We start from the raw sequence: 25,849 nt of genomic DNA on the forward strand, positions 1-25,849 counted from the left end.
CATGAACTCGTATCTCGACGAAGACTTGGTGACGCTGGGCGAGCACGCCCGACGTTTTGCACAGGGCCGGATCGCCCCCGGCTTTCAGGAGCGCGACCGCACCCGCGTGCTCGACCGCGAGCTGATGCGCGAGATGGGGCAAATGGGCTTCATCGCGCCGGAGCTGCCCGAAGCATTCGGCGGGCAAGGCATGGGCTGCCTGGCCGCAGGGGTGATCCACGAGGCCATTGCGGCGGCTGATTTGTCGATCAGCTACATCAACCTGCTGGCCTCCCTCAACGGCCAGATTCTTGCCGAGCACGGCGATCCGCAGGTGGCCGGGCCGTGGCTGCAAAAGCTCACGCAAGGCGAGGCCTTGCTTGCGATTGCGCTGACCGAACCGCGCGGCGGGTCGGATGCGGCCAACCTGCGTCTGCGGGTCGAACGTATCGGCGGCGACTATGTGATCAACGGCGAGAAGACCTCCATTTCCGCCGCCGATCAGGCCGATGCGGTGGTCGTTTTCGGGCGCACGGGCAGCGTGGAATCCGGCGCGCATGGCGTCACCGCATTGCTCGTTCCATGCGATGCGCCGGGCCTCACGCGCAGCCGCTTCGACTGCCATGGACAGCGTGCCATCGGGCGCGGCTCCCTGTTCTTCGAGAACGTGCGCGTTCCGGTCAACCACCGTCTGGGCGAAGAGAACAAGGGCTTTGTGCAGGTCATGCAAGGCTTTGATTTCTCGCGCGCACTCATCGGCCTGCAAGTGCTGTCCGTCGCACGCGCTGCGCTCGATGAAAGCTGGGAGTACGCCGCGCAGCGCGAGGCTTTCGGCCAACCGCTCACCGCATTCCAAGGCGTCAGCCATCCGCTGGCGGACTTCGACACGCAGGTCACCGCCGCGCGCCTGCTGTGCCTTCAGGCGCTGTGGCTCAAGGACCGCCACTTGCCGCACAGCGCCGAAGCCGCGATGTGCAAATGGTGGGCCCCCAAGCTCGCCTACGACGCGATCCACCAGTGCCTGCTCACGCACGGCCATGGCGGCTACGACCGTGGACTCATGGAGCAGCGCCTGCGCGACGTGCTGGGCTTTCAGATCGGCGACGGCACCGCGCAGATCATGAAATCCATCATCGCCCGCACCCGCGCCGGGCGCAAGGCTGTGCCGATCTGACGGCACGCCTCTTCCTTCATCTTTTGCCGTTTTTTCCCATTCCCCATTTCGTTTTCGCTGCCTTCCTGAATCACTACAACGAGGAGACAAGCCATGGAATTCGATACCGTTTTGCTGCCCGAACGGCGTGCGCGCATGCTCGACCAAAAGCTCTGGCACCAGCGCACGATCAACGACGCGCTCGAAGCCTGCGTGGCCCACTGCCCGGACAAACTGGCCTTGATGGCGCTGCGGGTCGAAAGCGGCGAGCGCACGCCATTCACCTACCGCGAGATGGCGTGCATGGCCGACCGCATCGCCGTGGGCCTTGCTCGCCTCGGGGTGAACAAGGGCGATGTGGTGGCCTGCCAGTTGCCCAACTGGTGGCAATTCACGCTGCTGTATCTCGCGTGTTCGCGCATCAGCGCGGTGATGAATCCGTTGATGCACATCTTTCGCGAGCGCGAACTGCGCTTCATGCTGCAGCATGGCGAAGCCAAGGTGTTCATCGTCCCCCGCATATTCCGCGGACATGATTTCGAATCGATGGCGTCGGGCTTGAAAACCGAATTGCCGCATCTTGCGCACACCGTGGTCATCGACGGCCAAGGCAGCAACAGCTTCGAAGCCCTGCTCGGCGGCCCGCACTGGGAGGACGAGACCGACGCACACGACATCCTCACACGCTCGCGCCCCACGCCCGACGACGTCACCCAGCTCATCTACACCTCCGGCACCACCGGCGAGTCCAAGGGCGTGATGCACACCGCCAACACGCTCATGGCCAACATCATTCCGTATGCCGAGCGGCTGCATCTGGGCGAGGACGACGTCGTGCTCATGGCCTCGCCCATGGCGCACCAGACGGGCTTCATGTACGGCCTGATGATGCCCATCCTGCTGCAATCGCGCGCCGTGCTGCAGGACATCTGGGACGCAGCCCGGGCCACCACCCTGATCCGCGAACAGGGCGTGACTTTCACCATGGCATCCACCCCGTTCCTCACCGACCTCTCGCGCCATGTGGCGACCGAGGGCGGCGGCATCCCCAGCCTGCGCACCTTCCTGAGCGCAGGCGCGCCCATCCCCGGCCCACTGGTCGAACAGGCGCGCGCCGCGCTGGGCGCCAAAATCATCTCGGCCTGGGGCATGACGGAAAACGGCGCGGTGACCACCACCACACCCGAAGACGACGATGAGCGCTCGGTGCATACGGACGGCAAGCCCTTGCCCGGCGTGGAAATCAAAATCGCCGACATCGACGGCACTGCACTCCCCGCAGGTCAGGAGGGCAAGCTGCTGCTACGCTCCTGCTCCAACTTCGGCGGCTACCTCAAACGCCCGCACCTCAACGCTACCGATGCCGAAGACTGGTTCGACACCGGCGACCTCGCGCGCAAAGACGAGCAAGGCTACATCCGCATCACCGGCCGCAGCAAAGACGTGATCATTCGCGGCGGCGAAAACATTCCGGTGGTGGAAATCGAATCCCTGCTCTACCGCCACCCCGACATCCAACACGCCGCCATCGTCGCCTATGCCGACGAACGCCTGGGCGAACGCGCCTGCGCAGTCGTCGTCCCGCGCAACGGCGCAACGCTCACACTTGAAGACCTGCGCGCCTTCCTGACAAAGGAACGCGTGGCGCTCCAATACATCCCCGAAAAGCTGCACGTTCTGGAACAAATGCCAGCCACCCCTTCCGGAAAAATCCAGAAGTTCAAACTCCGAGACCTGCTGAAAACCCAAGCACAAAGCTGACCGCCCAAACATCTCGCGAAGTCGCGAGATCACCGGCACGAGCGCAGCGAAGTGCCGCAACACCCCTCTTCCAATCTGACTTGCGGCAAGCTGTCTGAACGGAGCGCCTCCGGCGCGAAGAGAGTTTTGCCGCAGGTATTCAAAGCGTTTTTTGGTGACTTTTTGGCGCAAGCAAAAAGTTACTCGCCCGCCGGGGCGAACACCCGGCACCCGCAATCAACCCCTCAACCGAAGCAAAAACCAGACAACGAAAAAAAGCGAAAACCCAACTGCCGCAATCAGTTGGCAGCAGCAGGCCGCAACTTCTTCACTTCCTCATCGGAGGGTTGGTAATCCTTCCCATCCGCATAGTGATAGTTCACCAAAACGCCGCGCCCCAACTTCGCGTCATAAGCCGTCTTCCCGATGTAAGCCCCCATCGTCGACTGATGATCCTGCGCGCGATAAGTGATCCGCCCAAACGGCGTGTCCACCTCCAGCCCCTTGAAGGCTTCCACCAGCTTGGCAGTCTCCGCACTGCCACCCGTCTTGCGCAGACCCGCCGCGATCGACTGGATCGCGTTGTAGCCCACGATGGTGCCCAGACGCGGGTAGTCCTTGTACTTGGCCTGATAGGCGGCGAGAAACGCCTTGTGTTCGGGCGTGTTGATCGAGTACCAAGGGTAGCCGGTCACGGTCCAGCCCACGGGTGCCTCTTTTTTCAGCGGATCGAGATATTCCGGCTCGGCGGTCAGCAGACCGACCACTTCGCGGCCCTTGAACAGGCCGCGTGTGTTGCCTTCCCGCACGAACTTGCCCATATCGGTTGCAAAAAGCACGTTGAAGATCGCATCCGGCTTGGAGTCGGCAAGCGCCTGCACCACACTGCCCGCATCGATCTTGCCCAGAGCAGGTGCCTGCTCGGCCACGAATTCGATGTCCGGCTGCTTTTCCTTCATGAGCTTCTTGAAGGTGGCGACCGCAGATTGTCCGTATTCGTAGCTGGGATAGACAATCGCCCAGCGCTTCTTGTTGAGCTTGAGCGCTTCGGGCACCAGCATGGCGACCTGCATGTAGGTCGAAGCGCGCAGGCGATACGTGTAGGGGTTGCCCTCCGCCCAGACGATCTTGTCGGTCAGCGGCTCGGACGCAAGGAAGAAGCGCTGTTTCTGCTTGGAGTAATCCGTCAGCGCCAGACCCACGTGCGAGAGAAAGCTGCCGGTCAGCACGTCGATCTTCTCGCGGGTGTACAGCTCCTCGGCCGCGCGCACGGCGTCCGCCGGGTTGCCGCTGTCGTCGCGGATGACGAGCTGCAGCTTCTTGCCCGCAATGCCGCCGGCCTTGTTGACCTGCTCCACCGCCAGTTCCATGCCCTTCTTGTAGGGCTCCAGAAAGGCGGGCTGGGCCTTGTAGCTGTTGATTTCACCGATCTTGATGACCTCGGCGGCCAGGGAATGAGATGCCAGCACATAGCCCGCCACGGGGAGCGCGAGGCGCAATTTCGACCATTTTTGCGAGCTTTTGACTACCGTCATCGTCATTCTCCTTATCACTAATTGATCTCAAAACAAGGCCATGCAATGTACCCGGAAGTTAGTATTTATCCGAAAATAAGTAATTCGTAGTCCGCGAGGCCACTGCCAAGAGCCAGGCAACCAGTTTTACCCAAGCTCTCAGTTTCCAAGCGTGTTTTTATCGGCAGGCATTGTTTTTTTCCTGCCCCTGTTTATTCGCTATCCAACGAACATGAGTGCATTTCTCGAAGAAACCGTCCTCTCGGTACACCACTGGACGGACCGCCTTTTCTCCTTCACCACCACCCGCGACACGTCGCTGCGGTTCTCCAACGGCCATTTCACCATGATCGGCCTGAAGGTGGACGGCAAGAATCTGCTGCGCGCCTACTCCATCGCCAGCCCGAACTACGAGGAACACCTCGAGTTCCTGTCGATCAAGGTGCCGGACGGCCCACTGACCTCCAAGCTGCAGAACATCCAGGTGGGCGACAAGATCATCGTCGGCAAGAAGCCCACGGGCACGCTGCTGATCGACTACCTCTTGCCCGGCAAGAACCTGTACCTGATCGGCACCGGCACGGGCCTGGCCCCCTGGCTGGCCGTGGCGCGCGATCCCGAAACGTACGAGCAGTACGACAAGGTGGTGGTGGTGCACGGCGTGCGTCACGCCAACGAACTGGCCTATCAGGACCTGTTCGAGAAGGAACTGCCCGAGCACGAACTGCTGGGCGAAATCATCAAGGACAAGCTGGTCTACTACCCCACGGTCACCCGTGAGGAGTTCCGCAACCACGGTCGCATCTCCACGCAGATCAACGACGGCAAGTTCCCGCAGAACATCGGCCTGCCCGATCTGAACCCCGAGACCGACCGCGTGATGCTGTGCGGCAGCCCCGCCATGCTGTCCGAGTTGAAGGAACTGCTGGAAAAACGCGGTTTCAAGGAAGGCAACACCACCACGCCGGGCGACTTCGTGATCGAACGCGCATTCGTCGAAAAGTAATTCCCCAAGCAAAAAGAGACTCTTCGCGAGTCTCTTGTCTGTTCAAAGCGCTGCCAATACCGATTGGCGGCGCTTTTTATTTTGCGGGGATGATCGGGACCCGTTTTGGGATTATCTGGTGCTCAGCTTGAGCGCGCTGCCCGCTGGTGCGATGCCAAGGCCGGACATGGTGGACGACATCTGCGCGACGCCGCTGCCGATGAGGCCGTTGCTGTCCATGTGTTCCGGCGCCTGAATGCCCTGCGCTGCCTGAGCGGCCAACGCTGCGGCGACATTGCGGCGGCTGGATTCCTTGGCCTGCTCGGGCGCACCGGCTGCATGCGCCGCGCCAAAGCCCGGCATCATCATCCACGCGCCCGCCAGTGCGACCATGCACATCGCCAACGCTGCGATGGCGACCCAGAGCCAGCGTGCGGACACGCCAGCTTGCATGGGTGGCGCCACTGGCGCAGTCGAGTTCAAATCCATAGACACAAAATCCTGAGAAACTTTATTTGCATATAGCCTTTGATAGGCAATTAGCAATTGGTGCAAAGGTTAACGGTCCTTCGTGACACTTTGGGCAGCAGGTGCTGTAAGTGAAGTAAGCAGCTGTGTACGCCTTTTCTCCCGCAATGTGTCTAGGGAAACTACGAAGTTCGCACCTCGCTCAGAGGAGGACTGGCTGCACTGTTACTTCTTGCCAGCTGCTTTTTCTCGTCGTCTTCCTCCTGCAACGCACGCGCGACGCTGGCGGCAAAAAGCAACACGGCGGCGGAAAAATACATCCACATCAGCAACACCACCAGCGAACCGGCAGCGCCATAGGCAGACACCACGGCCGCCGTGGACAGGTAGTAAGCCAGCGCTTGTTTGCCGCCGGTGAACAGGATCGCCCCCACAAACGCGCCGATCCACAAAAAGCGCAGACGCGGTGCAGCCGGCCCGCCGATGCGCATCATCCCCACAAACAGCGCCATCGCCACACCAAAGGCAATCAGCTCGTTGACCAGTTGCAGCAGCGTGCCCGAGCCAAAGGGCAGCCAGTCGCTCGCCCAGGTCGCAACCATTTTGATGGCCGTGGACACCACCAGCGAAATCAGCAGCAGAAAGCCGATCGCCATGATGTAGGCCAGCCCGCGCAGGCGCAGCGAGGCGATGTTCCACCACGCTGGCTTGTCCGTTTTTTCAGGCTCTTTGCCGTTGTTCCACAGACGCTGCAGCGAGCTTTGCAACTCCACGAACACGCCCGACGCGCCCGAAAGCAGCAGCACGAAACCCGCGATGGACGCAAACCAGCCCTGCGACGGATTGCGGGCGCTGGACAAGGCCATCTGCACCACCTCCGCACCGCGCTCGCCCACCACGCTGCTGACCTGCTCCAGCAGATTGGTCTCCAGATACGACTTGTCGATCCACCAGCTCAGCACACCCACCAACACCAGCAGTAGGGGCGCGAGGCTCAACATGCCGTAGAACGACATCGCGGCGCTCATGCGCAGACCGTCGGCGTCGAGCCACAGACGCACCGCGCGCACCAGCGGATCGGCCACCGCCATGACATGTTTGCCCCAATCGATGACGCGCTGCGTGAGAGAAGAAGAACTCATCCGACCATTGTGCGGTGGATGCTTTCCCTCACATGTCAGAGCAGGCCGACAAGACCGATAAACTCGGGCCATCGGACAAAGACAGGATTCCTTTTTCATCATGCGCAAGCGCTGCTCGTTGGTCGGCATGCCCGGCTCCGGAAAATCCACGGTAGGACGCCAGCTCGCGCGCCGTCTGGACGTGCCCTTCATCGATCTGGACCAGCGACTGGAAGAAGTGCTGGGCTCCACCATCCGCCAGTATTTCGAGGAACAGGGCGAAGAAGCTTTTCGCGACCGCGAGGCCCAACTGCTGGCCGAACTGACCGCCGCGCCCGGCGACATGATTCTCTCGACCGGCGGCGGTGCCGTGCTGCGCGAGGAAAACCGCAGCCACCTGCTTTCAGGCGGCGGCAGCGTGATGTATCTGCGCGCCACGCCCGACGAAATCTTCAAGCGCATCCGCCACGACAAGACCCGCCCGCTGCTGCAGGTGGCCAATCCGCTGCAGCGCCTGCGCGATCTCTACGCCGTGCGCGACCCGCTGTATCGCGCCTCGTCGCACTACGTGATCGAGACCGGCCGCCCGATGGTGAATACGCTGGTCAACATGATCGTGATGCAGTTGGAGATGGAGCAGTAAGAACCTGTTCAGCGCGACAGGTACTTGCCTTCGTAGATCCGGCGCGCCTGCAGCATGTGGCCGAGCGCGAGCTGCATGAGCGCTTCGCGGTCGCAGCGCGCGATCGCGTCGACCATCTGCTCGTGCTCCTCGCAGGCCCGCGACAGCGCCGACTGATCGGTGATCGCATAGGCACGCGCCGGAAAGCTCAGCCAGTCATGCAGGCGGATCGACTCTTCGATGTAGGGGTTGTCGCAAAGCCCGAAAAACAAGCGGTGGAACGCCATGTTGGCACGGTGGATGGCGATCAGATCACCCGATTGCGCGGCCTCGGCATGGGCGGCTGACGCATCGCGCACGGCCTGCAGGCGCTCGGGCGACACCGGCAGCGGCATGGCCTCCACCGCCGCGCGATGCAGCACCGAGCGGAAGTGGTACAGCGCCTCCAGACTCGCGGCGTCGAAGCGCCGGATGCGCGCGCCCACATGCGGCGGCTTGACCACCACGCCCAGACGCTGCAGCTCCACCAGCGCCGCGCGCACCACATGGCGCTTGGCGTCGTAGTCCTCCATCAGGTGGTCTTCGATCAGGCGCGTGCTCGGCAGGATGATGCCGCGAATGATGTCCGTCTCGATGGCCTCGATCACGGCGGCCACGGGCGGTGGCAGCTCGGCATGAGGGAAGACACCCAGGTCTTTTTTCGAAGAGTTGCGGGACATAAGAACTTGATCACGGTTGCGGTATGAAGCCCTGAAGGCCATGCCGATTCAAAGGTCGAAGTGCCGCAAGTGACTGCTGCACGGGCGGTTTTTCGGTCGACACTTTTATCAATAATTTCATCACAAAAAACGGCGACAACGTGCTTGTTGAACTTCCGAAAAACCGTCTCTAGACTGCGCCTGCTTTCACGAATTTCCCAGGACAGTCATGGCCTCCAACACCAGCAGCATCAACGAACTCATCAGCACCAACCCCGCCACCGGCGAAGAGATCGCCCGCGTTCCCGTCACCTCCATCGAGGAACTGGACGCGGCCGTCGAGCGCGCCTGGCAGGCCTTCCACCACTCGGGCTGGAAGGAGCTGCTGCCGCACAAACGCGCGCTCGTGCTCAACAAGATTGCCGACGGTCTCGTGGCCGAAAAGGAATCGCTCGCGCGCCTGCAGATGGCCGACAACGGCAAGCCGCTGGGCGAATGCCGCGGCATGGTGGAGTCCGCCATCGGCACCTTCCGCTACTACGCCGGCGTGTGCGAAACGCTGGAAACCGACGTGACGCCGTCGCGTGGCGATTATGTCTCTTTCACGGTGCTGGAGCCGTTCGGGGTGATTGCGGCCATCACGCCATGGAACTCGCCCATCATGAACGACGCGACCAAGGTCGCCCCCGCGCTGGCCGCTGGCAACGCGGTGCTGCTCAAGCCATCAGAAGATTCGCCGCTGCTCGGCCCTGAACTGGCCCGCATCGCGCTGGCTGCGGGCCTGCCCGCCGATCTGCTGCAGGTCGTGCAAGGTCGCGGTGCGGACGTGGGCGCGGCGCTGGTCGCCCATCCCGGCGTGCGCATGGTTTCGTTCACCGGCGGCACCATGTCGGGCCGCGCGATTGCGCGTGTTGCGGGCGACAAGCTGATCCCTACCGCGCTCGAACTCGGCGGCAAGTCACCGCACGTGGTGTTTGCCGATGCGGATCGTGAACACGCTGTGGCTGCCGTCGTCGCGGGCATCTTCGGCTCGGCAGGCCAGTCCTGCGTGGCCGGTTCGCGCCTGTTCATCGAAGCCAGCATTTACGACGAAGTGCTCGCGCAGGTCGTGGCCCGCGCCAAGACCATCCGCGTGGCCGCACCTGACGCGGACGGCGTGGAAATGGGCCCGCTCGCCTCGTTCCACCACCGCGAACGCGTGGCCCGCTTTGTGGACCGCGCACGCGAAGAAGGCGGTCGCATTCTGTGCGGCGGCGAAGCACCGACCGGCGGCGAATTCGACAAGGGCGCGTACTACCTTCCCACCGTGATCGACGGTCTCGGCTACGACGCTGTCTCGTGCCAGGAAGAAGCCTTCGGCCCGGTGCTGGTGGCGCTGCCGTTCAAGGACGAAGCCGACCTGATCGCCCAAGCCAACGGCACGGCATTTGGCCTGGCCTGCGGCATCTGGACCGAGAGCTTCAAGAAGGCCTGGCGCATCGGCCGCGCGCTCGAAGCGGGTTCGGTGTGGATCAACACCTACAAGCAGTCGGTGACGAGCACGCCGTTCGGTGGCTTCAAGAACAGCGGCATCGGGCGTGAAAAGGGTATCGACGGCATGAAGCTCTACGCCCAAGTGAAGTCCATGTATTTCGGACTCCATTCCCAACCGTTGGCCGTGGCGAAGTGATTTGACGTGGCAGGAAATGAAGAATCCCGTTGATGCGTCGTTGCGCGGCCTTGCCGTAGCGTTGCTACTGTCTGCGGCCACGCGCCTAGCCTGAACGGTCTTCTTCATTTCCATGGGCTTCGCCCATCTTCTTTCTTATTTTTTTGGCGCTGCTGATTTTTTGGGCAGCGCTGTTTTCCGGAGTTTTTTATGTCTACCACTCCAACAGTCGCCATCTACGGTCTTGGCAACATGGGTTTTCCGTTGGCCGAGCGCGTGGGAGCGAAGTTCGCCACGCAGGTGTTCGACCTCGACGCTGCGGCGCTGGCACGTGCCAAGGAAAAATTTGGCGGCGTAGCGATCACTTCGCCTGAGGATCTGAAGAACACCAGCATCGTCGTGCTGTGCCTGCCCAACCCCACGATCTCGCTGGCCGTGCTTGCGCAGATCGCGCCGCAACTGCCCAAGGGTGCCGTGGTGCTGGAGACCAGCACGGTGAACCCCGAGCACATCCATGCCGAGCAGAAGGTGCTCGCGCCTTTCGGCATAGATGTGGTGGACGCATCCATCATGGCCGGTGTCGGCCAGATGGTGGCGGGCAGCGCATCGCTGGCGCTCGGCGGTGACGAAAAGGCCATCGAACGCGCCCAGGGCGTGCTCGATGCAATCGCCACCAAGCAGGTCTATTTCGGCGCGCTCGGCGCGGGTGCCGCAGCCAAGGTGATCAACAACGCCGTCGCGCACGCCGTGATGATCGTCGTGGCCGAAGCCGGTGCCATGGCCACCGCCTCGGGCGTAGACACGCAAAAGCTGATCGCCCTGCTGTCCGACGCGCAAATGGGCCTGCACCGCCCGCTGACCTACCGCTACGCCGACCGCATCGTCAAGGGCGACTACGCAGGCGGCATGCCGCTCGACGCCGCCCGCAAGGACTCCGTGCTCGCACTGCAACTGGCGCAAACGCTGAACGTCCCCCTGTTCGCGATCCAAGGCTCGCACAGCGTCTACGACATGGGCGTCGCCGCAGGCTATGGGCGTGACGACTACGCAGTCGTAGCCAAGCTCTGGGCCGACTGGGGTTGCCCCACGGTTCCGACAGAAAAGGCATAACAAACAACACCCAAGCTGAGGACTTCGATTCCCCAACAGCAGGCCCACGCAGTGGGCAAGCGCCTGGAACCGTCACCCCAACGGCGAGACAGGGCTTGAGACGAGGCGTCGCCGACGCAGACAGTACTTCGGTACGGCAAGGAGGCGCAACGAAGGATCAAGCCCTGTATCGCCGCCTCTGCACGAATGACCCATCGAAGCCGCAAGGCTTCGTAAGTACAAGCAAACAAACGATCAAACAAAGGAGACTCGCATGTCCACTTCCTTCAAGAACTTCACCCGCCGCGCGATGACTCTGGCAGTCGGTGCAATTGCCTTCGGCGCAGCCACCAGCTCTTTTGCAGCCTGGCCCAACGACAAGCCCATCGAACTCATCGTCGGCTTCGCGGCGGGCGGCGGAACGGACATCACGGCCCGCACGGTGGCCCAATTCCTCACCACCAAGACCGGCGCACGCGTCGTCGTGGTCAACAAGGTGGGCGCTTCGGGCGAGATCGGCCTGTCCTACGTGGCCAAGGCCAAGGCCGACGGCTACACGCTGGGCATGACCAACATGCCGGGCCTCGTCACGCTGCCCATCGAACGTCTGGGCAAGGGCCAGTTCTCGGCCGGTGATTTCAGCTACATCGCCAACATGGTTCGCGATCCGAGCGCGTTCAGCGTGCTGGCGTCGAGCAAGTACAAGAACCTGAACGATCTGGTCGCCGATGCCAAGACGCGTCCCGGTGAGATCACCTACGGCTCCACCGGCGTGGGCACGGACGACCACCTCGCGATGGTGCTGTTCCAGCGCCTGACGGGCGTGAAGTTCAACCACATTCCCTACAACGGCGCGGGTCCGCTGCGTACCGCCGTGCTGGGCGATCAGGTGGTGATCGGCGGCATGAATCTGGGCGAAGTGATGCCGTTCCGCGAGAAGGTGCGCATCCTCGGCCAAGCCAGCCCCGAGCGCGCCAAGCTCGCACCCGATGTGCCGAGCTTCAAGGAGCAAGGCGTGAATCTGGTATTCAACTCCGAACGCGGCGTGGTCGCGCCCAAGGGCATTCCGGACGACGTGAAGACCAAGCTGACCGCCGCGCTGCGCGACATCGCCAACGATCCGGATTTCCAAAAGCAGATGGTCAATCAGTTCACCGAAATGGACTACCTCGAAGGGGATGCCTGGAAGGCGCGCCTGGACAAGCAGACCGAAGGTTTCAAAACCATCTGGGCCGAATCTCCTTGGTCGGATAAGTAAGCTGTTTCTTGAGGCTTGTTGCGAAGCCTTGCGGCTTCGATGAGTCCATCGTGCTGAGGCGGCGAGACGGGGCCTGATCCTTCGTTGTGCCGCCTTGCCGTACGAGAGTACTGTCTGCGTTGGCAGCGCCTCGTCTCAGGCCCCGTCTCGCCGTTGTGGCTACCAGTTCCAGCGCAGCGGATGCTGCTTGTACCCGCTGTTTCAATGCGGGGAGGTGGGGGTTGTCCTTCGCTTCTTGCTTGTCATGGCGTTGCGCCCAGATGCGTGAGCAGACTGCGCATCGGCGGCGAGAGCTGTGACCAGTCGCGCCAGCACAGGCACAGATGGCGCTGAGCCCAGTCGTCCGTGAGTGGAATGATCTGGCAGGGGTGCTGGCGTTTGTAGCGCCGCGCGACGCCTATCGGCAATATGCCCACGCCGATGCCATGCGCGACCATTTCGCAGACGCCTTCGAAAGTCTTCATGCGGATGCGCAGCGCGATGTCGCGGCCCACGCGCCTTGCGTGCTCGGCGATGTGGTCCTGCAGCGCGTTGCCGCTGGTCAGGCCCACGAACTGCTCGTTCAACAGCTCGTTGAAGGTCACCGATTTGCGGCCCTCCGTCACCAATGGGTGTGAGAGCGGCGCGATCAACACCAGATGGTCCTTGACCACCGGCTGGATGTGGATGTCGAACTCGCTTTTCTTGACCACGTCGGAGACGATGCCCGCCTCGATCAGCCCCGAGGCAATGGCACTGGCGATTTCCGAGCTGGTGCGCTCCTTCAGATCGACGCGCAGGCGCGGTCTGGTTGCCAGCCACGGTGCGAGCTGGCGCGGCAGGTATTCGGTCAACGCCACCGTGCTGGCATAGAACACCAGCGTGCCGCGCGAGCCTTTGGCGAAATCGCTGAGCTCGCTTCGGAGCAGTTCCTGCTGCTGCAGGATGCGCCTTGCGTGGTGCGCAAGCGCCTCGCCCGCTTCGGTGGTGACGACGCCGCGCGGCCTGCGTTCGAGCAGTTGCACGCCCGCGTCTTCCTCGATGCTGCGCAGCCGCTCGCTCGCGGATGCGAGTGCCAGATGCGCGCGCGCCGCGCCCTGGGTGATGCTGCCGGCATCCACCACGCAGAGAAACAGGCGAAGGTCAGACAGATCAAGACGCATGGCGATGGCTCTTTCGGTGCAGTGGCAAAGCGGGCGCGCAAGCCTTCGGTTGAACCGAAGCCTCGCAGCAAACAACCGCATTGTGCCAAGCGCGGCCCGGCGGTTCAATGCAAGCCTGTTCTTAGCCAACCGATGAAGGAAGCCGCCATGCCAAATGCCAACCACGCCCGCCACTCCAGCCAGCTCTCGACCCACCCCACCGGATCGCATCTGATTCTGCTCGGCCTGTGCGTTGTGCTCGCGCTGGCGCGTGGCGCATCGCTCATGGGGGATGCGCACGCGGCGACCCTTGGCGATCAGGCGCAGCACTCGCCGGAACAGGTCTACCAGATGGCGCTCGAAGCGCGCACGGAGCGCGACTACCCCGCCATGCTGCAGTGGCTGCGCGAGGCGGGCCACGCGGGCGACATGCGCGCGCAGGAGCTGCTGGCCAGCGTGCTGATCGGCGGGCCAAGCCTCTACGGCCCAGCCATCGCCGCTGATCCTTGCGAGGCCAGCCAATGGGCGCAGCGTTCTGCCGCGCAAGGCAGCGAAGTCGGCAAGCACCAACGTACTTTGCTCAATGGATTTCGCGCCGATTGCCTGAAAGGTTGAAGACGAACGGGAGGCATAGGGGCAATCCCGCCGCAAAATCACCCGTTTAAGTGATATGCAAGCCGCTTGGCTTGTCCTAGGATCGGCGGCGACATCATTTGCCAAAGCCTTGTTTTGAACGCTCGATCCCTCACTTCTCGCTCTGCCGACGACCGCCCGAACGCCCCGGGAGCCACGCGGTGACGTGCTGGCTGCGCCGCTGGCTGACCCTGTGCCTGCTAATGCTGGCGGGGATGTGTGCGCCCGCTTTGGCGAACGAAACCTGCACGCCACGCATCCTGGATGTCGAGGTCGCCAAGGCTCCCGGCGACGGCAGCGCCCGCCCCACCGAAGGCTGGATCAAAACCAAACTGCCCGATGCGATGAACCGGCACTGGCCGGGCTACGACGGATCGGGCTGGTATCGCGTGGACTTCGACGCGTCTGCCTGCACGGTGCCTGTGGCGCTGGGCATCGACGGCATCAGCGTGGCGGGCGCGGTCTACCTCAACGACGATCTGTTGTGGCGCGACAAGTCGCTGGTCGAGCCGCTGTCGCGCAGCTGGAATATTCCGCGTTGGTGGGTGCTGCCGGCGACCTCGCTGCACGCGGGGGTGAATTCGGTGTGGATTCGCGCCGTCGCGGTGTCGGGCATCTGGTCGGGTGTGAGCGCGCTGCGGCTCGCTGACGAGGCCACGGTGCGTGCGCAGTTCGAGCATGCGCAATGGCACCAGCGCACCATCTATTTCATCAACGCCGTGCTGTGCGGCATGGCGGGCGTGCTGTTCACGCTGGTCTGGCTGCTGCGCCGCAAGGAGCCCGCCTATGGCTGGTTTGCGCTGATGTCGCTGGCCTGGCTGGCCTACCTCACCACCTATCTGGCCGAATCGCCCTGGCCGTTTGCCGATTCGATGATGCGCTCGCGGGCCTCGATGGTGGCGCTGATCGTCTACGTGCTGGGCGCGTGCCTGTTCACCTTCCGCTACGGCGGGCAGCGCATGGCATGGATCGAACGCGCGCTGTGGGCGCTGGCGGGCATCGGTTCGCTGGCGTCGCTGCTGGCGCCCAAGGCCGTCGCCGGTGCCTGGTGGGGCATGGTCTGGCAGGTGGCGATGGCGGTGTTTCTGCTCAACGCGCTGCAATTCCAGTGGCATGTCTGGCACGGCCCACGCGAGCGGCCGCGCAGACGCCGCGACATGCTGCTGGCGCTGGTCTGGCTGGTGTTCGTGGTGGTGGCGCTGCACGATCTGAGCGGCATGCTCGGCTTCTGGGAGGTGGCGCGCAACTGGGCGGCGATGAGCGGGCCGCTGATCATCGCGCTCATCATGCTGGTGCTCGGCTCGCAACTGGTGCAGGAGATGCGCAGCGTCGAGCGCTTCAACCACGCGCTGGCCGACGGCATTGCCAACGCGCGCGCCGAGCTGGCCATTGCCCATGAGCGCGAGCACCAACAGTCCCTGCACAACACCAAGCTGCAGGAGCGCATCCGCATCGCGCACGAACTGCACGATGGCCTCGGCGCGAGTCTGGTGCGCGGCATGGCGCTGGTCGAACAGGCCGACGCGCCACTGCCCAACCAGCGCGTGCTCTCTCTGCTCAAGACGCTGCGCGATGATCTGCGCCAGATGATCGACTACAGTACCAGCTCCACAGCCGCAGTGCCCGATTCACCCGTGCAATGGGCCGCGCCGCTGCGCCACCGCTTCACGCGCATCCTCGATGAGCTGGATGTGGAAAGCGAATGGAACATCGCAGAGCACTGGCAGGACGAGCAGTTGCGACCCAACGCGCTGCAAAGCCTGAATCTCATTCGGCTGGCCGAAGAGGCGCTCACCAACGTCATCAAGCACAGCCGCGCCACCAAGGTGCGGGTGAGCTGCGAGCAGCCATCGCCCGCGCGCTTCATCGTGCGGGTGGAGGACAACGGCATCGGCTTTGATGTGCAGACCGTGCAGCAGACCAGTCTGAACGTCGGCATGCGCAGCATGACGGCGCGGGCCGCACGCATCGCAGGCAAGCTGAAGGTGGAGTCAGGCGCTTGCGGAACGGCGGTCGCCGTCGAGGTCACGCTGGAGCGCCCGCAACCCATTTCCGTTTGATGCCCCAAGGCGTGCTCAGAACAGCAGCGTGCGCACCCAGGGCGCTGCCAGCACGTTCACCGCACCGGCAATCATCATCACGAGCGAGGCCACCACGGCCTGCGACTCACCGAACTGGCGGGCCTTCGCAACACCCGCGCCGTGCGCTGCGCCGCCGAAGATCGACCCCGTGGCGAGCTTGCTGCGCACGCGCGGCAGCAGACGCAAAATGGTCTCGCCCATGAGCATGCCGCTCACGCCGGTCAGCAGCACGAACAGCGCGGCCAGATCGGTGGAGCCACCAAGCACGCGTTCGGCCTCGATGGCGAACGGGGTGGTGATCGAGCGCACGGCCAGGCCCTTCTGCAGTTCTTCGGACAGGCCAAACCATTGCGCGAACATCACGGTGGTGCCGATGGACACGACGCTCGCGACCACCACGCCAGTGGCGATCGACATCCAGTGCTTCTTCATCATCACGCGGTTTTCATACAGCGGCAGCGCGAACGCCACGGTGGTGGGGCCCAGCAGCCACACCAGCCAGTGCGTCTGCGCGATGTATTGCGGGTAGCTCACATGCGTGGCCAGCGCCAGCGCGATCAGCACGATGGGGGTGGCCACGATGGGCATGAACAGCGGATGTGGATGGCTGCGATACAGGCGCTTGTTGGCCCAGTAGCAACCGAGGGTGGCGAGCAGCGAAAGCACGCCGATCATTTCATTGGAGATCATGACGACTCACTCCTTGTGCGACGAACGGCAGAGGCGACGATGCGCCAGCCACAGCTCGAAGCGGTAGACGCGGTCCACGGCCAGCGCCGTCACCACCATCACGCAGGCGGTGCTGGCGATGATCACGGCCAGAATGCGCAGGCCCTGATGGCGCACCAGATCGCCGTATTCGGTCACCACCAGCATGGCGGGCACGAAGAACAGCAACATCTCGGCGAGCAGCCAGTTGGTGCCGCCCTTGAGCCACTGCACCTTCACCAGCCCCGTGAACAGCCCCACGGCCAGCAGCGCAAAACCGATCATCCCGGCCGGCATGCTCCAGCCGAAATGCCGACGCGCCACATCCATGGCAACCCAGATGCTGCAGAGCAAAACCACCTGCACGACCACTTTGAGGCCCTGCTTGAAGGCGCCGAGCAGCACGGGGGCTCGATCCATGGCGACGGAAGATTTGAATGACATGGAACGAAGTCTAGGGTTTTCACCTACATTCGTAAAATGAATTATTCTTATTTTTTCGATTCCATTTCAGAATACTTCAAGAATAGAAAAGCAAAATCATGGACTTGCGAGCCCTGCGCTACTTCGTCGAGGTCGTCCGACAAAACGGATTCACCCGTGCTGCCAACGTGCTGCACGTCACCCAACCCACGATCAGCAAGATGGTCAAAGCACTGGAGGACGAGCTGGGCGGCCCGCTGCTGCAGCGCGAAGGCCGCGCGGTGCGGCTGACGGACGCGGGCAAGGTGGTCTACGAACGCGGCCTCGTGCTGCTCGATGAAGCCAAGCTGCTGCGCCAGGAAGTGGCCGAGGTCGACGGCATTGCGCGCGGCGAACTCACCGTGGGCATCATGCCGACGGCGGGGCACTACATGGCGCCGGTCATCGCGCTGTTCCAGAAGCGCCATCCGGGCGTGACGCTGCAGGTGGACGAGCAAGGCGCACGCGCCCAGCGACAGGCGCTGCTCGACGGCAAGCTCGACATGACGCTGGGCCTCATCACCCAGCCCGACCCCGAACTCGAAACCATGACCATCGCGCGCCAGACCACCCGCGTGGCCATGGCCGCGCACCGCGTGCAGGACGCGAACATGCCCGTGCGCTGGCGCGACCTCAAGGACCTGCCGTTCGTGCTCTACGCCTCGGGCTTCGCACTGCATCAGGCCGTGCTCGACCACTGCGAGGCCGCAGGCTTCACGCCTCAGATCCGCCTGCAATCGCGCTACTGGGACTTCATCGGCGACCTCGTCGCGCAGGACGTCGGCATCGCCGTGATGTTCGAGCACGTCATCGCCCGCTACGACCCCGCCAACGTCGCCAGCCGCCCGCTGATCGAGCCGGCGCTCGGCTGGGACGTGGTGGTCATGTGGCGACGCGGCTACATGTCACGCGCGGCGCGGGCCTGGCTGGAGTGCGTGCGGGAGGTGTATCCGGCACACGCAGCAGGCGGATCTACTGGCATTCAGTAGTCGAACGAGGTGCCCTTCTGCATCTTGAAACCCCACTTGTTGGCTTCTCCGCCGGAGGCATTCACTTGGCCATTCGCATCGAGTTGTGCATTGAACTCGAAGCTGCCCTTGCACACGTCCTCCGAGTGGTCCCGCCAGGCGGGGTGTCTGACACGCGCGGTGTTGCAAGAGCAGGAAAAGTTGCGATACGCGGACCTTTGCACGTAGTCCTCGACCATGCTCCGAGTCTTCTGACACGATCCGCGTCCGGCCACATCCATGATCCAGTGGCGAAAATACACTTTCTCCCATAGGCGCTCCTGAGCCTCCTTCTCCTTGCGAAGTTGCTCCTCGGCAGCCGCCTTTCGCTCCACCTCTTTGGTCGCATCGCGCTGCCGCTTCTCGATGGCATTGAGTTGCTCCATGGCCTGCGTGTAGTACTTGCCCTGCTCGCCATAGGTACTGAGGTAGCTGAGCAGACGCTCCTTCGCACGTTCATGCTCGCCCGCTTCTCCCAGCGCATTGCCAAAGGAAAAGCCGAACACCTCGGGCAAAGGGCCGTAGCCGGTCGCTTCCACGGCTTCGAAGGCCCGAACGGCTTCTTTCCAGTCCCCATCGCGCATCGACTGACTGGCCGCCATCATCTGGCGTTCTGCCTCCATCTTGGGCGGAAGCGGGCTCTGCGCCTGCGCAGTCTGCAAAAGGCACAGCGCGATCATCCCTGCCACAAATCTTTGACGCATTTCGTTCTCCGTTTGAACTTCACTCATTGCCGATACTGATTTCCAGAGCGGTGGATTTCTGCCCACCCGCCGTGACGAATCGCCGCGTCTCCACCAAGCGCTCATCCTTGTAGACCGTGAGTACGCCGGGAATGTCGGGCTGGCCGCTGTAGTTGACGACGCTGAAACGGTAGTTGCCCTTGGGCGATGTGGGCGGAATGGAGATGTTTTCCGGGTTCACGCCGCGAACATCGTCGATATCCAGAGAGCACTCGTTGGCGATGCTCCGGCGGCTGTGCATGCAGTGAGCACCGGAGGGCGTCAGTACATGCAGGTCGAGGTCTGCGCGCCCCTGCCATGTGAGCGTGGCCATCAGCGCCTGCGGCTGAATCCTGGCGTCGATGGAGACTTCACTGCACGCCTGCGCATGGCACACCTTCACTGTGTTCGGCCCGGCCGCCGTGACGAGCCGGACTTGAAATTTTCCGCTCGCATCACTGGTGATTCGCTGTTGTGTTCCATTGAAATGCACCGTCAATTCGACGTTGCGCAAAACGCCTTGCGTGTTGCCCACCACATCCACCACGCGCGCCATGACCTGCTGGCGCGGCTGCGGCGACGTGATGCGGATGGGTTGCTTGAGCATTTCAGCCCTCTGCACCTCGAACTGCTCGAGGGGATTGCGCGCTGCAGCCGCGCCTTTCTCCTCGCCGGATGGTGGCTTGTACAGTCCCTCCAGCGCCGCTGAGCCGGGGCTGGCTGACTCCGTGCCTGCCGACGACCCCTTCCCCCTTCGATTCGGGTCCGTTTTGTCCAACTTTTCAGCCTTGCCGGACTTGGCGTCTTTCGGCGGTTTCTCCTCTTTTTCCGGCTTGGCTGCCGCACCATCCCTGGAAATGCAGGAATAGCTGACCTGGGTGATCTCGCAGCGATATTCGCCGGACGTTCCACACTGCTTGCATTGTTGATAACCGGGAATGCGCAGTTCGCCCAACCGCCAACCCGAGCCCATGGCGGTGCAGGCCTCGTTCGCATTGTTTTCGGCGGCAATCGCGGCCAGCTCCAATGCGTAGTCACGCGAAAAACAGGCTTGCGTCCTGCCCACGACAACCACCGGGGTCTCCGCAGCACGCACGGCATCCATGCCCATGCTGCACCAGGCCAGCAGCGCCATCACGCACCATCGCAATCTGCTCGCACTCCAGAATGGCTGGGCACGCCAGACCGCAGTCGCTGTCCACTTCACAGGCAATCCTCTCTTTCAAAATCCCTTCGAGCACCATGCACGCCCATGTCGCGTGTGCGGCTCGAACAAATCGACCCGGTTATACCTAACCTTGCCCTTTCGCCCCATCACCCAAATGGGGTAAATAAATACACTTGATTACACTTGCCCGTACATCCAACATGCCATTCGGTCGATGGCTTCAGGTCTGAAAGGAGCCTCGAGAGATGCAGCAGATTGAAGAACATGGCATGGTGCCACTGATTGGAGCCATCTATGAGGCATCCATCGCACCAGAAAAATGGCCCGATTTTCTGGCGCGATTTGCCACCGTCTTCCACTCCGAGCAGGCCCTGATGTGGGCGCACGATTTCAGCGACAACTCGGCCGATCTGTCCAACGGGCCGACCTCCATCGCGTGCACAGTGGGGCTCGACGTTTTTTATACGGACGGCTACACACGGCATTTCTGCCATCACAACGTCTGGCTTGAGAACGAACATCTGCACCACGAAGGCCAGATCGTCAATTCAAGCCGGTTGAGTCCCGACAGCAAATTGCCCGCCACCGAATGGTTTGGCGACTGGTTGCGCCCGCAGGATCTGTTCTATTCATTTGCCGCAGTGGTCGAAAAGCGCAATCGCCGCTCCTTCAACCTCACCGCCCTGCGAGCCAAGGCCCACGGTCCGTACAACCCGCAGGAAGAGCAGCAACTGCGCACGCTGATGCCGCATCTGCAGACCGCCTTTGCCCTGCATCGCAGACTGCACCGGGCCGAAGCGCTGGCGCAGGCGTCCATCGGACTGCTCGACCGCCTGCCGCTGGGCATCGTGCTGCTCGACTCCAAGGCCCACGTGCTGCATGCCAACACCCGCGCGCATGCTCTGGCCCAGGAATCTGCGATTCTGAGAATCGGCAATAGCTTTCTGGGTGAGCAGGAGTTGCATGCCACCCGGCATTCGGACGATCTGCGCCTGCAGGCCAGCATGCGCAAAGTCGTTTCCACCGGAAGAGGACTGCCGATACAGGCAGGGCATGGCATGCGCCTACCCGGTCTGAGACACGACCTGCATTTGCTCATCAGTCCTCTGCCACAGCAGTCCGAGCCCTTCGGAACACAGGCCGCAGGTGCTGTTTTCATCAGCAACCCTGCCACCGTGCTGCACGAACTCGATGCGGTGCTTCGCCTGACCTATGGCCTCACCGTGGCCGAATCGCTGCTGGCGCAAGCGCTGGTCAACGGACTGAGCGTCAAGGAATTTGCCGATGAACGCGGCACATCCATCCACACCGTGCGCGTGCAGCTGAAAGCGATCACCAGCAAGGTCGGTGTGCGTCGGCAAACGGAGCTCGTTCGCACCATTCTCAATGGGCCCGCCATGTTCCAGTGGAGCACAACCGCAGCGCAACAAGCCGCCAAAAGCTAGCGAAGGCCCACTGACTGGCCTTGGCAATCCATAATCCGGACCTTGCCAACGCATCTACCTCACCCAACCGCCATGGACCTGCTCAAAGACCACACCGTATTCATCACCGGCGCCGGCCAGGGCATTGGCAAGGCGGTGGCGCTCGGCATTGCTGGCATGGGCGCGCTGGTGTTCGCCAGCGACGTGAACGCCGACGCTGCCGCCGAAACCGCCGCGCTGATCCTCGAACGCGATGGCAAGGCGCGCGGTGTGCAGCTGGATGTGACCGACCAAGCCGCCTGCCAGCAGATGGCCGAGCTGCTTGCCCAGGAGATTGCGCCAGGCCACAAGCTGCTGCTGGTGAACAACGCGGGCGTACGCCCAAGGCATGCGTTCGACAGCGACGACCGCGACGAGGAATGGCAGCGCACGCTGGACATCAATCTGGGCGGCACGCGCAACATGATTCACGCGTTTCAGGCGCTGCTGGCCTCCACCAGCGGCAGCGTGGTGAACATGGGCTCGATCGCCGCTTCGCGCGCAGCAGCGGGCTCGATTGCGTATTCGACATCGAAGGCTGCGGTGGAAATGCTCACCAAGGTGATGGCGCTAGAACTCGCGCCGCAGGGCATCCGCGTGAATGCGGTGTCGCCCGGCGTGATGCTCACCGCCATGACCGAATCGACGCGCAAGGACCCCAAGCATGTGGAATACATCATGCGCCGCGTGCCCCTCAAGCGCTACGGCGATCCGGCGGAACTCGCTGGGCCGATCGCGTTTCTCGGCTCGTCTCTGGCCAGCTACATCACCGGCACCGTGCTCAGCGTGGATGGCGGCTATCTGATCTCGTGAGCCCCATGAACGCACAATGAACGCACCTCGCAAACCCACGCTGCACAAACCCGCCCCCGGCAAATCCACGTTTCGCAAACCGGAGTTGCGCGAGCGCAGCAGCCGACTGCAACGCGAGCCCCGCGAAAAGGACAACGAACCCACGCGCCTGCTGTGCTTTCACAAGCCCTACGGCGTGCTCAGCCAGTTCACAGCCGAGGGCCGCTGGCGCGGGCTCAAGGATTTCATCGACGTGCCGAACGTCTACGTCGCAGGTCGCCTCGACGCCGACAGCGAAGGCCTGCTGCTGCTGACCAACGATGGCCAGTTGCAGGCACACATCTCCAGCCCGAAGTTCAAGATGGAGAAGACCTACCTGATTCAGGTGGAAGGCCTTCCCAGCGAAGAATCCCTGCAGCGCCTGCGCGACGGCGTGCAGCTCAACGACGGCCCCACCCTGCCCGCACAGGCGCGCTGCATCGACGCACCCGCGTGGCTGGTACCGCGCGATCCACCGATCCGCGTGCGCCAGAACATCCCCGACTGCTGGATCGAACTCATCATCCGCGAAGGCCGCAACCGCCAGGTGCGCCGCATGACGGCCGCCATCGGCCACCCCACGCTGCGCCTCATACGCTCGGCCATCGGGCCGTACTCGCTGGAGGGCATCGAGCAGGGGAAATGGGTGGATGCATCGCCGCCCGTGTGACAATCAGGGCAAGCAGTACACGCCCACAAAAATCAGCAAACCAAACACCAGCAAAGCAACCAGCCCCAACAGCTGCAGTGACTCGAGATAGAGGTATCGCTTGCCATTGCGCTCGTAGCTGAAACCTGCTTTCGCAGCCTTCGACTGGGTCCGCATCCGGTGCAGGTCCTCCCAGCCATAGGCCGGCAGAAAAATGGCAGCCACGGCCTTGCCCAGACCGAGCAACAGCACCTCAGAGATGAATTGACCGATCACGTCACCCAACATGCAGCGTCTCCATTCCAAAGAATTTTCAGGCGTGGCCGCGCGCAACAGTGTGTAGTCAAGGCATCGGCTGACACGGGCGTCACGCAATCGCTCTATCGTATCAACGAGGATATCCAACATCCCTCGTCACCAACGACCATCAGGAGCTTCACCCATGTCCGATCTTCACCCCGCCGTGAGCAGCCGCGACCACATCAGCGGCGACACGAACGCACCCATCGTGCTGGTCGAGTACGGCGACTACCAGTGCCCGTATTGCGGCGCGGCGTACTCCATCGTCAAGAACATCCAGAAGCGCTTCGGCAAAGAGGTGTGCTTTGTGTTCCGCAACTTCCCGCTGTCCATGCACCCGCAGGCGCAGAACGCCGCCGTGGTGGCCGAGTTTGCCGCCAAGCACGGCAAGTTCTGGGAAGCGCATGACGCGCTCTACGAAAAACAGCGCGAACTGGGCGGGCCCATGTATTCGGAACTGGTGAAGTCGCTCGGCCTGTCCGAAAAGGACTTGCAGAGCGCACTGCAGAACGACGAATTCGAAGACCACATCCGCGCCGACATCGAAAGCGGCAACCGCAGCGGCGTGAACGGCACGCCCGCGTTCTACATCAACGGCGAGAAGTTCGATTCACCGGGTGGTTTCCAGGATCTGGAGCCGGTGATCGAAGAATTGCTGCGCCCGACACGCTGAACAGGCTCCATCAATCCGCAAGTGCCGGATAGAGCTTCTGCAGCGCCTGCTGCAAAGTGCGCTGCAGCAGCAACGCAGCCGCTTGCCGCTCGGCCTGCAATGCCGGTGCTTCGTCCGTGAACGCATCCACAGGCAATGCACGCAGATTCGTCCAGAAGGCTTGCCAGTCCGCGCTGTGCTGCTCCATGGCCGCCTGCACTGCAGCGCTCCATTGCTGCGGCGCGGACGGCGCGGTGTAGCGGCCACGACCGCGACCGAAGTGCGAGATCACCACGTACTTGAGCAGCGCCTGTGACGCCAGCGCGGTGAGGTAGTCCTCCGACAGCCGAAAGCGCTGCGACTCCTGATCGGACATCTTGTTGGCGCCCCAGGCCGCACCGGCGAACGTGACGGCACCGACCAGCGCACCCAGAATCGCGCCTGTACCGAGCGTCATGCCGCCCGCCATCAAATCCGCACCCACGCCCGTGGCCGCGCCCGCCGTGACCGCGCCCCACAGGCTCGCGGACTTGGGATCGTGCGGCGTGCTGATCTGCAGATCGGTCTTGAGCTGCTGCTGAATCTGGCTGGCCGCATCGCCATCGAGCTGATGCAACTGCAGCAGTTGCTGCGTGGCGCTCACGTCGATCTTCTGCAGCGTCGCGAGCAGACGCTTCATCGCATCGCGCGCTTCAGCAGGCACGTCATCAGGCGCTGACTTGCTGGCGAGCTTCTGCGACAGCTTGCTGATGGTGCTGACGGCCTTGTCCCACAGCTTGGTCTGGCCCGGCGCAAGGGTTTCCTGCACCAGCGCCGACTGCACCAGTTGCGCGGCCAGCACCTGAATGCTGGACTCCTCGCGCGCACGCTGGCGCTGCTCGCGCTCGGCCAACAGACGCTCGTAGGCGGGCAACTTTTCAGCGGGAAGCAGCGGCGCAATGCTGTGCAGCATCTTGCGTTCATGCCACCAACTGCGCGTGAACGCATCGAGCACCAGCACGTCATGCACGATGCCGCTGAACGGCTGCACCGCCGTGCGCCAACGCTGCAGGTCGGCTGCGGTCTGCTCGGGCGTGGTGTCGCTGCCGATCTGGTTGAGCAGAATGATCACCGGCTTGCTCATCCACTGCAGGATGCGCATCTCGGCCTCCCAGTAGCCCGCATCGGCCGGATCTTCCGCCGCGTTCACCAAGTACAGCATCACATCCGCATGATCGCGCGCAGCCACCAGCGCCCGCTGGCTCATGTAGAACGGCTTGTCGCGCCAGCGGTCCCACACGTTGGAGAGAAACCAGCCGAGCGGATTGCCCTGCTGCCTGAGCCGCTCGTACAGTCGCACCGAATCGCCAAACCCCGGTGTGTCCCACAGCCAAAGCTGATCGCCCTGCGGGTTGCCCTGCAGCAGATAACGCTGCGACTGGCTTGTCACATGCGCCGCATCCTGAATCTCGCCCACATCATCGGCCAGCAAGGTACGCGTGAGCGTGGTCTTGCCGATGTTGGTGTGGGAGAGCAGGCACCATTGGATCTGGTTGTCCGCGCTGGCTTCCGTGGCGATGGCGGGAGAGGTGTTTGTGCTGGGCATGGCGAATGATCGCTTGGAATGGCGGGGGTTTACAACTGGTTGGACAGTTGTGGAAATGAGTGAGGTGGTTCTGACGTATGTCCTGTACACCGTCCGGATGACGCACCACGATGCACGCTTTCGCACGAAAGGAGCATGCCAGTGAACACATTGCACACATCACCAACAAGGGTCAGCGACACTTGCGCAAAT

25 protein-coding genes are annotated in these 25,849 nt (G+C 62.8%); 14 read left to right on the forward strand and 11 right to left on the reverse strand.

Features of this window, described 5'->3' with window-relative positions; all coding sequences use genetic code 11:
- Position 1: 1 nt before the first annotated feature.
- Entirely contained in the window at positions 2–1,153 is a 1,152-nt protein-coding gene (gene aliB, locus G7048_RS10430; RefSeq protein ID WP_166068075.1) for a cyclohexanecarboxyl-CoA dehydrogenase, read from the forward strand.
- A 93-nt stretch (positions 1,154–1,246) separates the two neighbouring features.
- A complete protein-coding gene (gene aliA, locus G7048_RS10435; RefSeq protein WP_166068076.1) occupies positions 1,247–2,893 on the forward strand; it encodes a cyclohexanecarboxylate-CoA ligase in 1,647 nt (548 codons plus the stop codon).
- A 278-nt stretch (positions 2,894–3,171) separates the two neighbouring features.
- Here aliA and G7048_RS10440 read toward each other — a convergent pair whose 3' ends face one another.
- Positions 3,172–4,407, reverse strand: coding sequence for an ABC transporter substrate-binding protein (locus tag G7048_RS10440; RefSeq protein WP_166068077.1), 1,236 nt, complete (start codon positions 4,405–4,407; stop codon positions 3,172–3,174).
- Between the two features lie 211 nt (positions 4,408–4,618).
- Here G7048_RS10440 and G7048_RS10445 point away from each other — a divergent pair, with 211 nt between their 5' ends.
- Entirely contained in the window at positions 4,619–5,392 is a 774-nt protein-coding gene (locus G7048_RS10445) for a ferredoxin--NADP reductase (RefSeq protein WP_166068078.1), read from the forward strand.
- Between the two features lie 111 nt (positions 5,393–5,503).
- Here G7048_RS10445 and G7048_RS10450 read toward each other — a convergent pair whose 3' ends face one another.
- Positions 5,504–5,860, reverse strand: coding sequence for a hypothetical protein (locus G7048_RS10450; RefSeq protein WP_166068079.1), 357 nt, complete (start codon positions 5,858–5,860; stop codon positions 5,504–5,506).
- A 161-nt stretch (positions 5,861–6,021) separates the two neighbouring features.
- Positions 6,022–6,981: a YihY/virulence factor BrkB family protein gene (locus G7048_RS10455; protein WP_166068080.1), complete on the reverse strand. Its 960-nt coding sequence runs from the start codon at positions 6,979–6,981 to the stop codon at positions 6,022–6,024.
- A 100-nt stretch (positions 6,982–7,081) separates the two neighbouring features.
- Here G7048_RS10455 and G7048_RS10460 point away from each other — a divergent pair, with 100 nt between their 5' ends.
- Complete coding sequence (locus G7048_RS10460) at positions 7,082–7,603, forward strand: shikimate kinase (protein WP_166068081.1); 522 nt, start codon at positions 7,082–7,084, stop codon at positions 7,601–7,603.
- An 8-nt stretch (positions 7,604–7,611) separates the two neighbouring features.
- Here the strand turns inward: G7048_RS10460 and G7048_RS10465 are convergent, their stop codons facing one another.
- On the reverse strand, positions 7,612–8,301 hold the full coding sequence (locus G7048_RS10465) for a GntR family transcriptional regulator (protein WP_166068082.1): 690 nt from the start codon (positions 8,299–8,301) through the stop codon (positions 7,612–7,614).
- A gap of 208 nt (positions 8,302–8,509) precedes the next feature.
- Between G7048_RS10465 and G7048_RS10470 the strand changes: the two genes are divergently transcribed.
- The 3 genes from G7048_RS10470 (at position 8,510) to G7048_RS10480 (ending at position 12,275) form a co-directional block, all read left to right on the forward strand.
- Entirely contained in the window at positions 8,510–9,949 is a 1,440-nt protein-coding gene (locus G7048_RS10470; RefSeq protein WP_166068083.1) for an aldehyde dehydrogenase, read from the forward strand.
- A 189-nt stretch (positions 9,950–10,138) separates the two neighbouring features.
- Positions 10,139–11,038, forward strand: a complete 900-nt coding sequence (locus G7048_RS10475) for an NAD(P)-dependent oxidoreductase (protein ID WP_166068085.1) — start codon at positions 10,139–10,141, stop codon at positions 11,036–11,038.
- 253 nt (positions 11,039–11,291) lie between these two features.
- The gene (locus tag G7048_RS10480; protein WP_166068086.1) at positions 11,292–12,275 is read left to right on the forward strand and encodes a tripartite tricarboxylate transporter substrate binding protein; all 984 of its coding nucleotides are present in this window, start codon (positions 11,292–11,294) and stop codon (positions 12,273–12,275) included.
- Positions 12,276–12,517: 242 nt separating this feature from the next.
- On the opposite strand, the gene G7048_RS10485 is transcribed toward G7048_RS10480, so the two are convergent.
- The gene (locus tag G7048_RS10485) at positions 12,518–13,417 is read right to left on the reverse strand and encodes a LysR family transcriptional regulator (RefSeq protein WP_166068087.1); all 900 of its coding nucleotides are present in this window, start codon (positions 13,415–13,417) and stop codon (positions 12,518–12,520) included.
- A gap of 147 nt (positions 13,418–13,564) precedes the next feature.
- Here G7048_RS10485 and G7048_RS10490 point away from each other — a divergent pair, with 147 nt between their 5' ends.
- Positions 13,565–14,011, forward strand: a complete 447-nt coding sequence (locus tag G7048_RS10490; RefSeq protein ID WP_166068088.1) for a sel1 repeat family protein — start codon at positions 13,565–13,567, stop codon at positions 14,009–14,011.
- 179 nt (positions 14,012–14,190) lie between these two features.
- Positions 14,191–16,089 carry an ATP-binding protein gene (locus G7048_RS10495; protein ID WP_240933237.1) on the forward strand — a complete coding sequence of 633 codons (1,899 nt, stop codon included), beginning with the start codon at positions 14,191–14,193 and terminating at the stop codon, positions 16,087–16,089.
- A gap of 15 nt (positions 16,090–16,104) precedes the next feature.
- Here the strand turns inward: G7048_RS10495 and G7048_RS10500 are convergent, their stop codons facing one another.
- Both G7048_RS10500 and G7048_RS10505 read right to left on the reverse strand, forming a co-directional pair.
- Positions 16,105–16,800: an LrgB family protein gene (locus G7048_RS10500; RefSeq protein WP_166068089.1), complete on the reverse strand. Its 696-nt coding sequence runs from the start codon at positions 16,798–16,800 to the stop codon at positions 16,105–16,107.
- A gap of 6 nt (positions 16,801–16,806) precedes the next feature.
- Entirely contained in the window at positions 16,807–17,262 is a 456-nt protein-coding gene (locus G7048_RS10505) for a CidA/LrgA family protein (RefSeq protein ID WP_166068090.1), read from the reverse strand.
- Positions 17,263–17,360: 98 nt separating this feature from the next.
- On the opposite strand from G7048_RS10505, the gene G7048_RS10510 reads away from it, so the two are divergent.
- On the forward strand, positions 17,361–18,269 hold the full coding sequence (locus G7048_RS10510; protein ID WP_166068091.1) for a LysR substrate-binding domain-containing protein: 909 nt from the start codon (positions 17,361–17,363) through the stop codon (positions 18,267–18,269).
- On the opposite strand, the gene G7048_RS10515 is transcribed toward G7048_RS10510, so the two are convergent.
- Both G7048_RS10515 and G7048_RS10520 read right to left on the reverse strand, forming a co-directional pair.
- Positions 18,263–18,991, reverse strand: coding sequence for a hypothetical protein (locus G7048_RS10515; RefSeq protein WP_166068092.1), 729 nt, complete (start codon positions 18,989–18,991; stop codon positions 18,263–18,265). The two genes, G7048_RS10510 and G7048_RS10515, sit on opposite strands and share 7 nt — an antisense overlap.
- A 19-nt stretch (positions 18,992–19,010) precedes the next feature.
- On the reverse strand, positions 19,011–20,216 hold the full coding sequence (locus G7048_RS10520) for a YfaP family protein (protein WP_166068093.1): 1,206 nt from the start codon (positions 20,214–20,216) through the stop codon (positions 19,011–19,013).
- A 206-nt stretch (positions 20,217–20,422) separates the two neighbouring features.
- Here G7048_RS10520 and G7048_RS10525 point away from each other — a divergent pair, with 206 nt between their 5' ends.
- The 3 genes from G7048_RS10525 to G7048_RS10535 all read left to right on the forward strand — a co-directional run bounded on the left by G7048_RS10525 (position 20,423) and on the right by G7048_RS10535 (position 23,141).
- Positions 20,423–21,622 carry a helix-turn-helix transcriptional regulator gene (locus G7048_RS10525; RefSeq protein WP_166068094.1) on the forward strand — a complete coding sequence of 400 codons (1,200 nt, stop codon included), beginning with the start codon at positions 20,423–20,425 and terminating at the stop codon, positions 21,620–21,622.
- Positions 21,623–21,694: 72 nt separating this feature from the next.
- Positions 21,695–22,453, forward strand: coding sequence for an SDR family NAD(P)-dependent oxidoreductase (locus G7048_RS10530; RefSeq protein WP_240933238.1), 759 nt, complete (start codon positions 21,695–21,697; stop codon positions 22,451–22,453).
- A gap of 16 nt (positions 22,454–22,469) precedes the next feature.
- On the forward strand, positions 22,470–23,141 hold the full coding sequence (locus tag G7048_RS10535; protein ID WP_166068095.1) for a pseudouridine synthase: 672 nt from the start codon (positions 22,470–22,472) through the stop codon (positions 23,139–23,141).
- A gap of 3 nt (positions 23,142–23,144) precedes the next feature.
- Here G7048_RS10535 and G7048_RS10540 read toward each other — a convergent pair whose 3' ends face one another.
- On the reverse strand, positions 23,145–23,528 hold the full coding sequence (locus tag G7048_RS10540) for a hypothetical protein (RefSeq protein ID WP_166068096.1): 384 nt from the start codon (positions 23,526–23,528) through the stop codon (positions 23,145–23,147).
- Between the two features lie 34 nt (positions 23,529–23,562).
- On the opposite strand from G7048_RS10540, the gene G7048_RS10545 reads away from it, so the two are divergent.
- Positions 23,563–24,093 (forward strand): thioredoxin domain-containing protein, encoded by a 531-nt coding sequence (locus G7048_RS10545; RefSeq protein WP_166068097.1) that lies wholly within the window; start codon positions 23,563–23,565, stop codon positions 24,091–24,093.
- Between the two features lie 10 nt (positions 24,094–24,103).
- On the opposite strand, the gene G7048_RS10550 is transcribed toward G7048_RS10545, so the two are convergent.
- Positions 24,104–25,657 carry a DUF3482 domain-containing protein gene (locus G7048_RS10550; RefSeq protein ID WP_166068098.1) on the reverse strand — a complete coding sequence of 518 codons (1,554 nt, stop codon included), beginning with the start codon at positions 25,655–25,657 and terminating at the stop codon, positions 24,104–24,106.
- Positions 25,658–25,849 lie beyond the last annotated feature (192 nt).

It is taken from the genome of Diaphorobacter sp. HDW4B, assembly GCF_011305535.1.
In the GTDB taxonomy this organism is placed as follows: domain Bacteria; phylum Pseudomonadota; class Gammaproteobacteria; order Burkholderiales; family Burkholderiaceae_C; genus Diaphorobacter_A.

What these genes read in the sequence shown, in the direction of transcription:
- aliB (WP_166068075.1), top strand. Translation starts at nt 2, where the DNA reads ATGAACTCGTATCTCGACGAAGACTTGGTGACGCTGGGCGAGCACGCC.
- aliA (WP_166068076.1), top strand. Translation starts at nt 1,247, where the DNA reads ATGGAATTCGATACCGTTTTGCTGCCCGAACGGCGTGCGCGCATGCTC.
- G7048_RS10440 (WP_166068077.1), bottom strand. Translation starts at nt 4,407, where the DNA reads ATGACGGTAGTCAAAAGCTCGCAAAAATGGTCGAAATTGCGCCTCGCG.
- G7048_RS10445 (WP_166068078.1), top strand. Translation starts at nt 4,619, where the DNA reads ATGAGTGCATTTCTCGAAGAAACCGTCCTCTCGGTACACCACTGGACG.
- G7048_RS10450 (WP_166068079.1), bottom strand. Translation starts at nt 5,860, where the DNA reads ATGGATTTGAACTCGACTGCGCCAGTGGCGCCACCCATGCAAGCTGGC.
- G7048_RS10455 (WP_166068080.1), bottom strand. Translation starts at nt 6,981, where the DNA reads ATGAGTTCTTCTTCTCTCACGCAGCGCGTCATCGATTGGGGCAAACAT.
- G7048_RS10460 (WP_166068081.1), top strand. Translation starts at nt 7,082, where the DNA reads ATGCGCAAGCGCTGCTCGTTGGTCGGCATGCCCGGCTCCGGAAAATCC.
- G7048_RS10465 (WP_166068082.1), bottom strand. Translation starts at nt 8,301, where the DNA reads ATGTCCCGCAACTCTTCGAAAAAAGACCTGGGTGTCTTCCCTCATGCC.
- G7048_RS10470 (WP_166068083.1), top strand. Translation starts at nt 8,510, where the DNA reads ATGGCCTCCAACACCAGCAGCATCAACGAACTCATCAGCACCAACCCC.
- G7048_RS10475 (WP_166068085.1), top strand. Translation starts at nt 10,139, where the DNA reads ATGTCTACCACTCCAACAGTCGCCATCTACGGTCTTGGCAACATGGGT.
- G7048_RS10480 (WP_166068086.1), top strand. Translation starts at nt 11,292, where the DNA reads ATGTCCACTTCCTTCAAGAACTTCACCCGCCGCGCGATGACTCTGGCA.
- G7048_RS10485 (WP_166068087.1), bottom strand. Translation starts at nt 13,417, where the DNA reads ATGCGTCTTGATCTGTCTGACCTTCGCCTGTTTCTCTGCGTGGTGGAT.
- G7048_RS10490 (WP_166068088.1), top strand. Translation starts at nt 13,565, where the DNA reads ATGCCAAATGCCAACCACGCCCGCCACTCCAGCCAGCTCTCGACCCAC.
- G7048_RS10500 (WP_166068089.1), bottom strand. Translation starts at nt 16,800, where the DNA reads ATGATCTCCAATGAAATGATCGGCGTGCTTTCGCTGCTCGCCACCCTC.
- G7048_RS10505 (WP_166068090.1), bottom strand. Translation starts at nt 17,262, where the DNA reads ATGTCATTCAAATCTTCCGTCGCCATGGATCGAGCCCCCGTGCTGCTC.
- G7048_RS10510 (WP_166068091.1), top strand. Translation starts at nt 17,361, where the DNA reads ATGGACTTGCGAGCCCTGCGCTACTTCGTCGAGGTCGTCCGACAAAAC.
- G7048_RS10515 (WP_166068092.1), bottom strand. Translation starts at nt 18,991, where the DNA reads ATGCGTCAAAGATTTGTGGCAGGGATGATCGCGCTGTGCCTTTTGCAG.
- G7048_RS10525 (WP_166068094.1), top strand. Translation starts at nt 20,423, where the DNA reads ATGCAGCAGATTGAAGAACATGGCATGGTGCCACTGATTGGAGCCATC.
- G7048_RS10530 (WP_240933238.1), top strand. Translation starts at nt 21,695, where the DNA reads ATGGACCTGCTCAAAGACCACACCGTATTCATCACCGGCGCCGGCCAG.
- G7048_RS10535 (WP_166068095.1), top strand. Translation starts at nt 22,470, where the DNA reads ATGAACGCACCTCGCAAACCCACGCTGCACAAACCCGCCCCCGGCAAA.
- G7048_RS10540 (WP_166068096.1), bottom strand. Translation starts at nt 23,528, where the DNA reads ATGTTGGATATCCTCGTTGATACGATAGAGCGATTGCGTGACGCCCGT.
- G7048_RS10545 (WP_166068097.1), top strand. Translation starts at nt 23,563, where the DNA reads ATGTCCGATCTTCACCCCGCCGTGAGCAGCCGCGACCACATCAGCGGC.
- G7048_RS10550 (WP_166068098.1), bottom strand. Translation starts at nt 25,657, where the DNA reads ATGCCCAGCACAAACACCTCTCCCGCCATCGCCACGGAAGCCAGCGCG.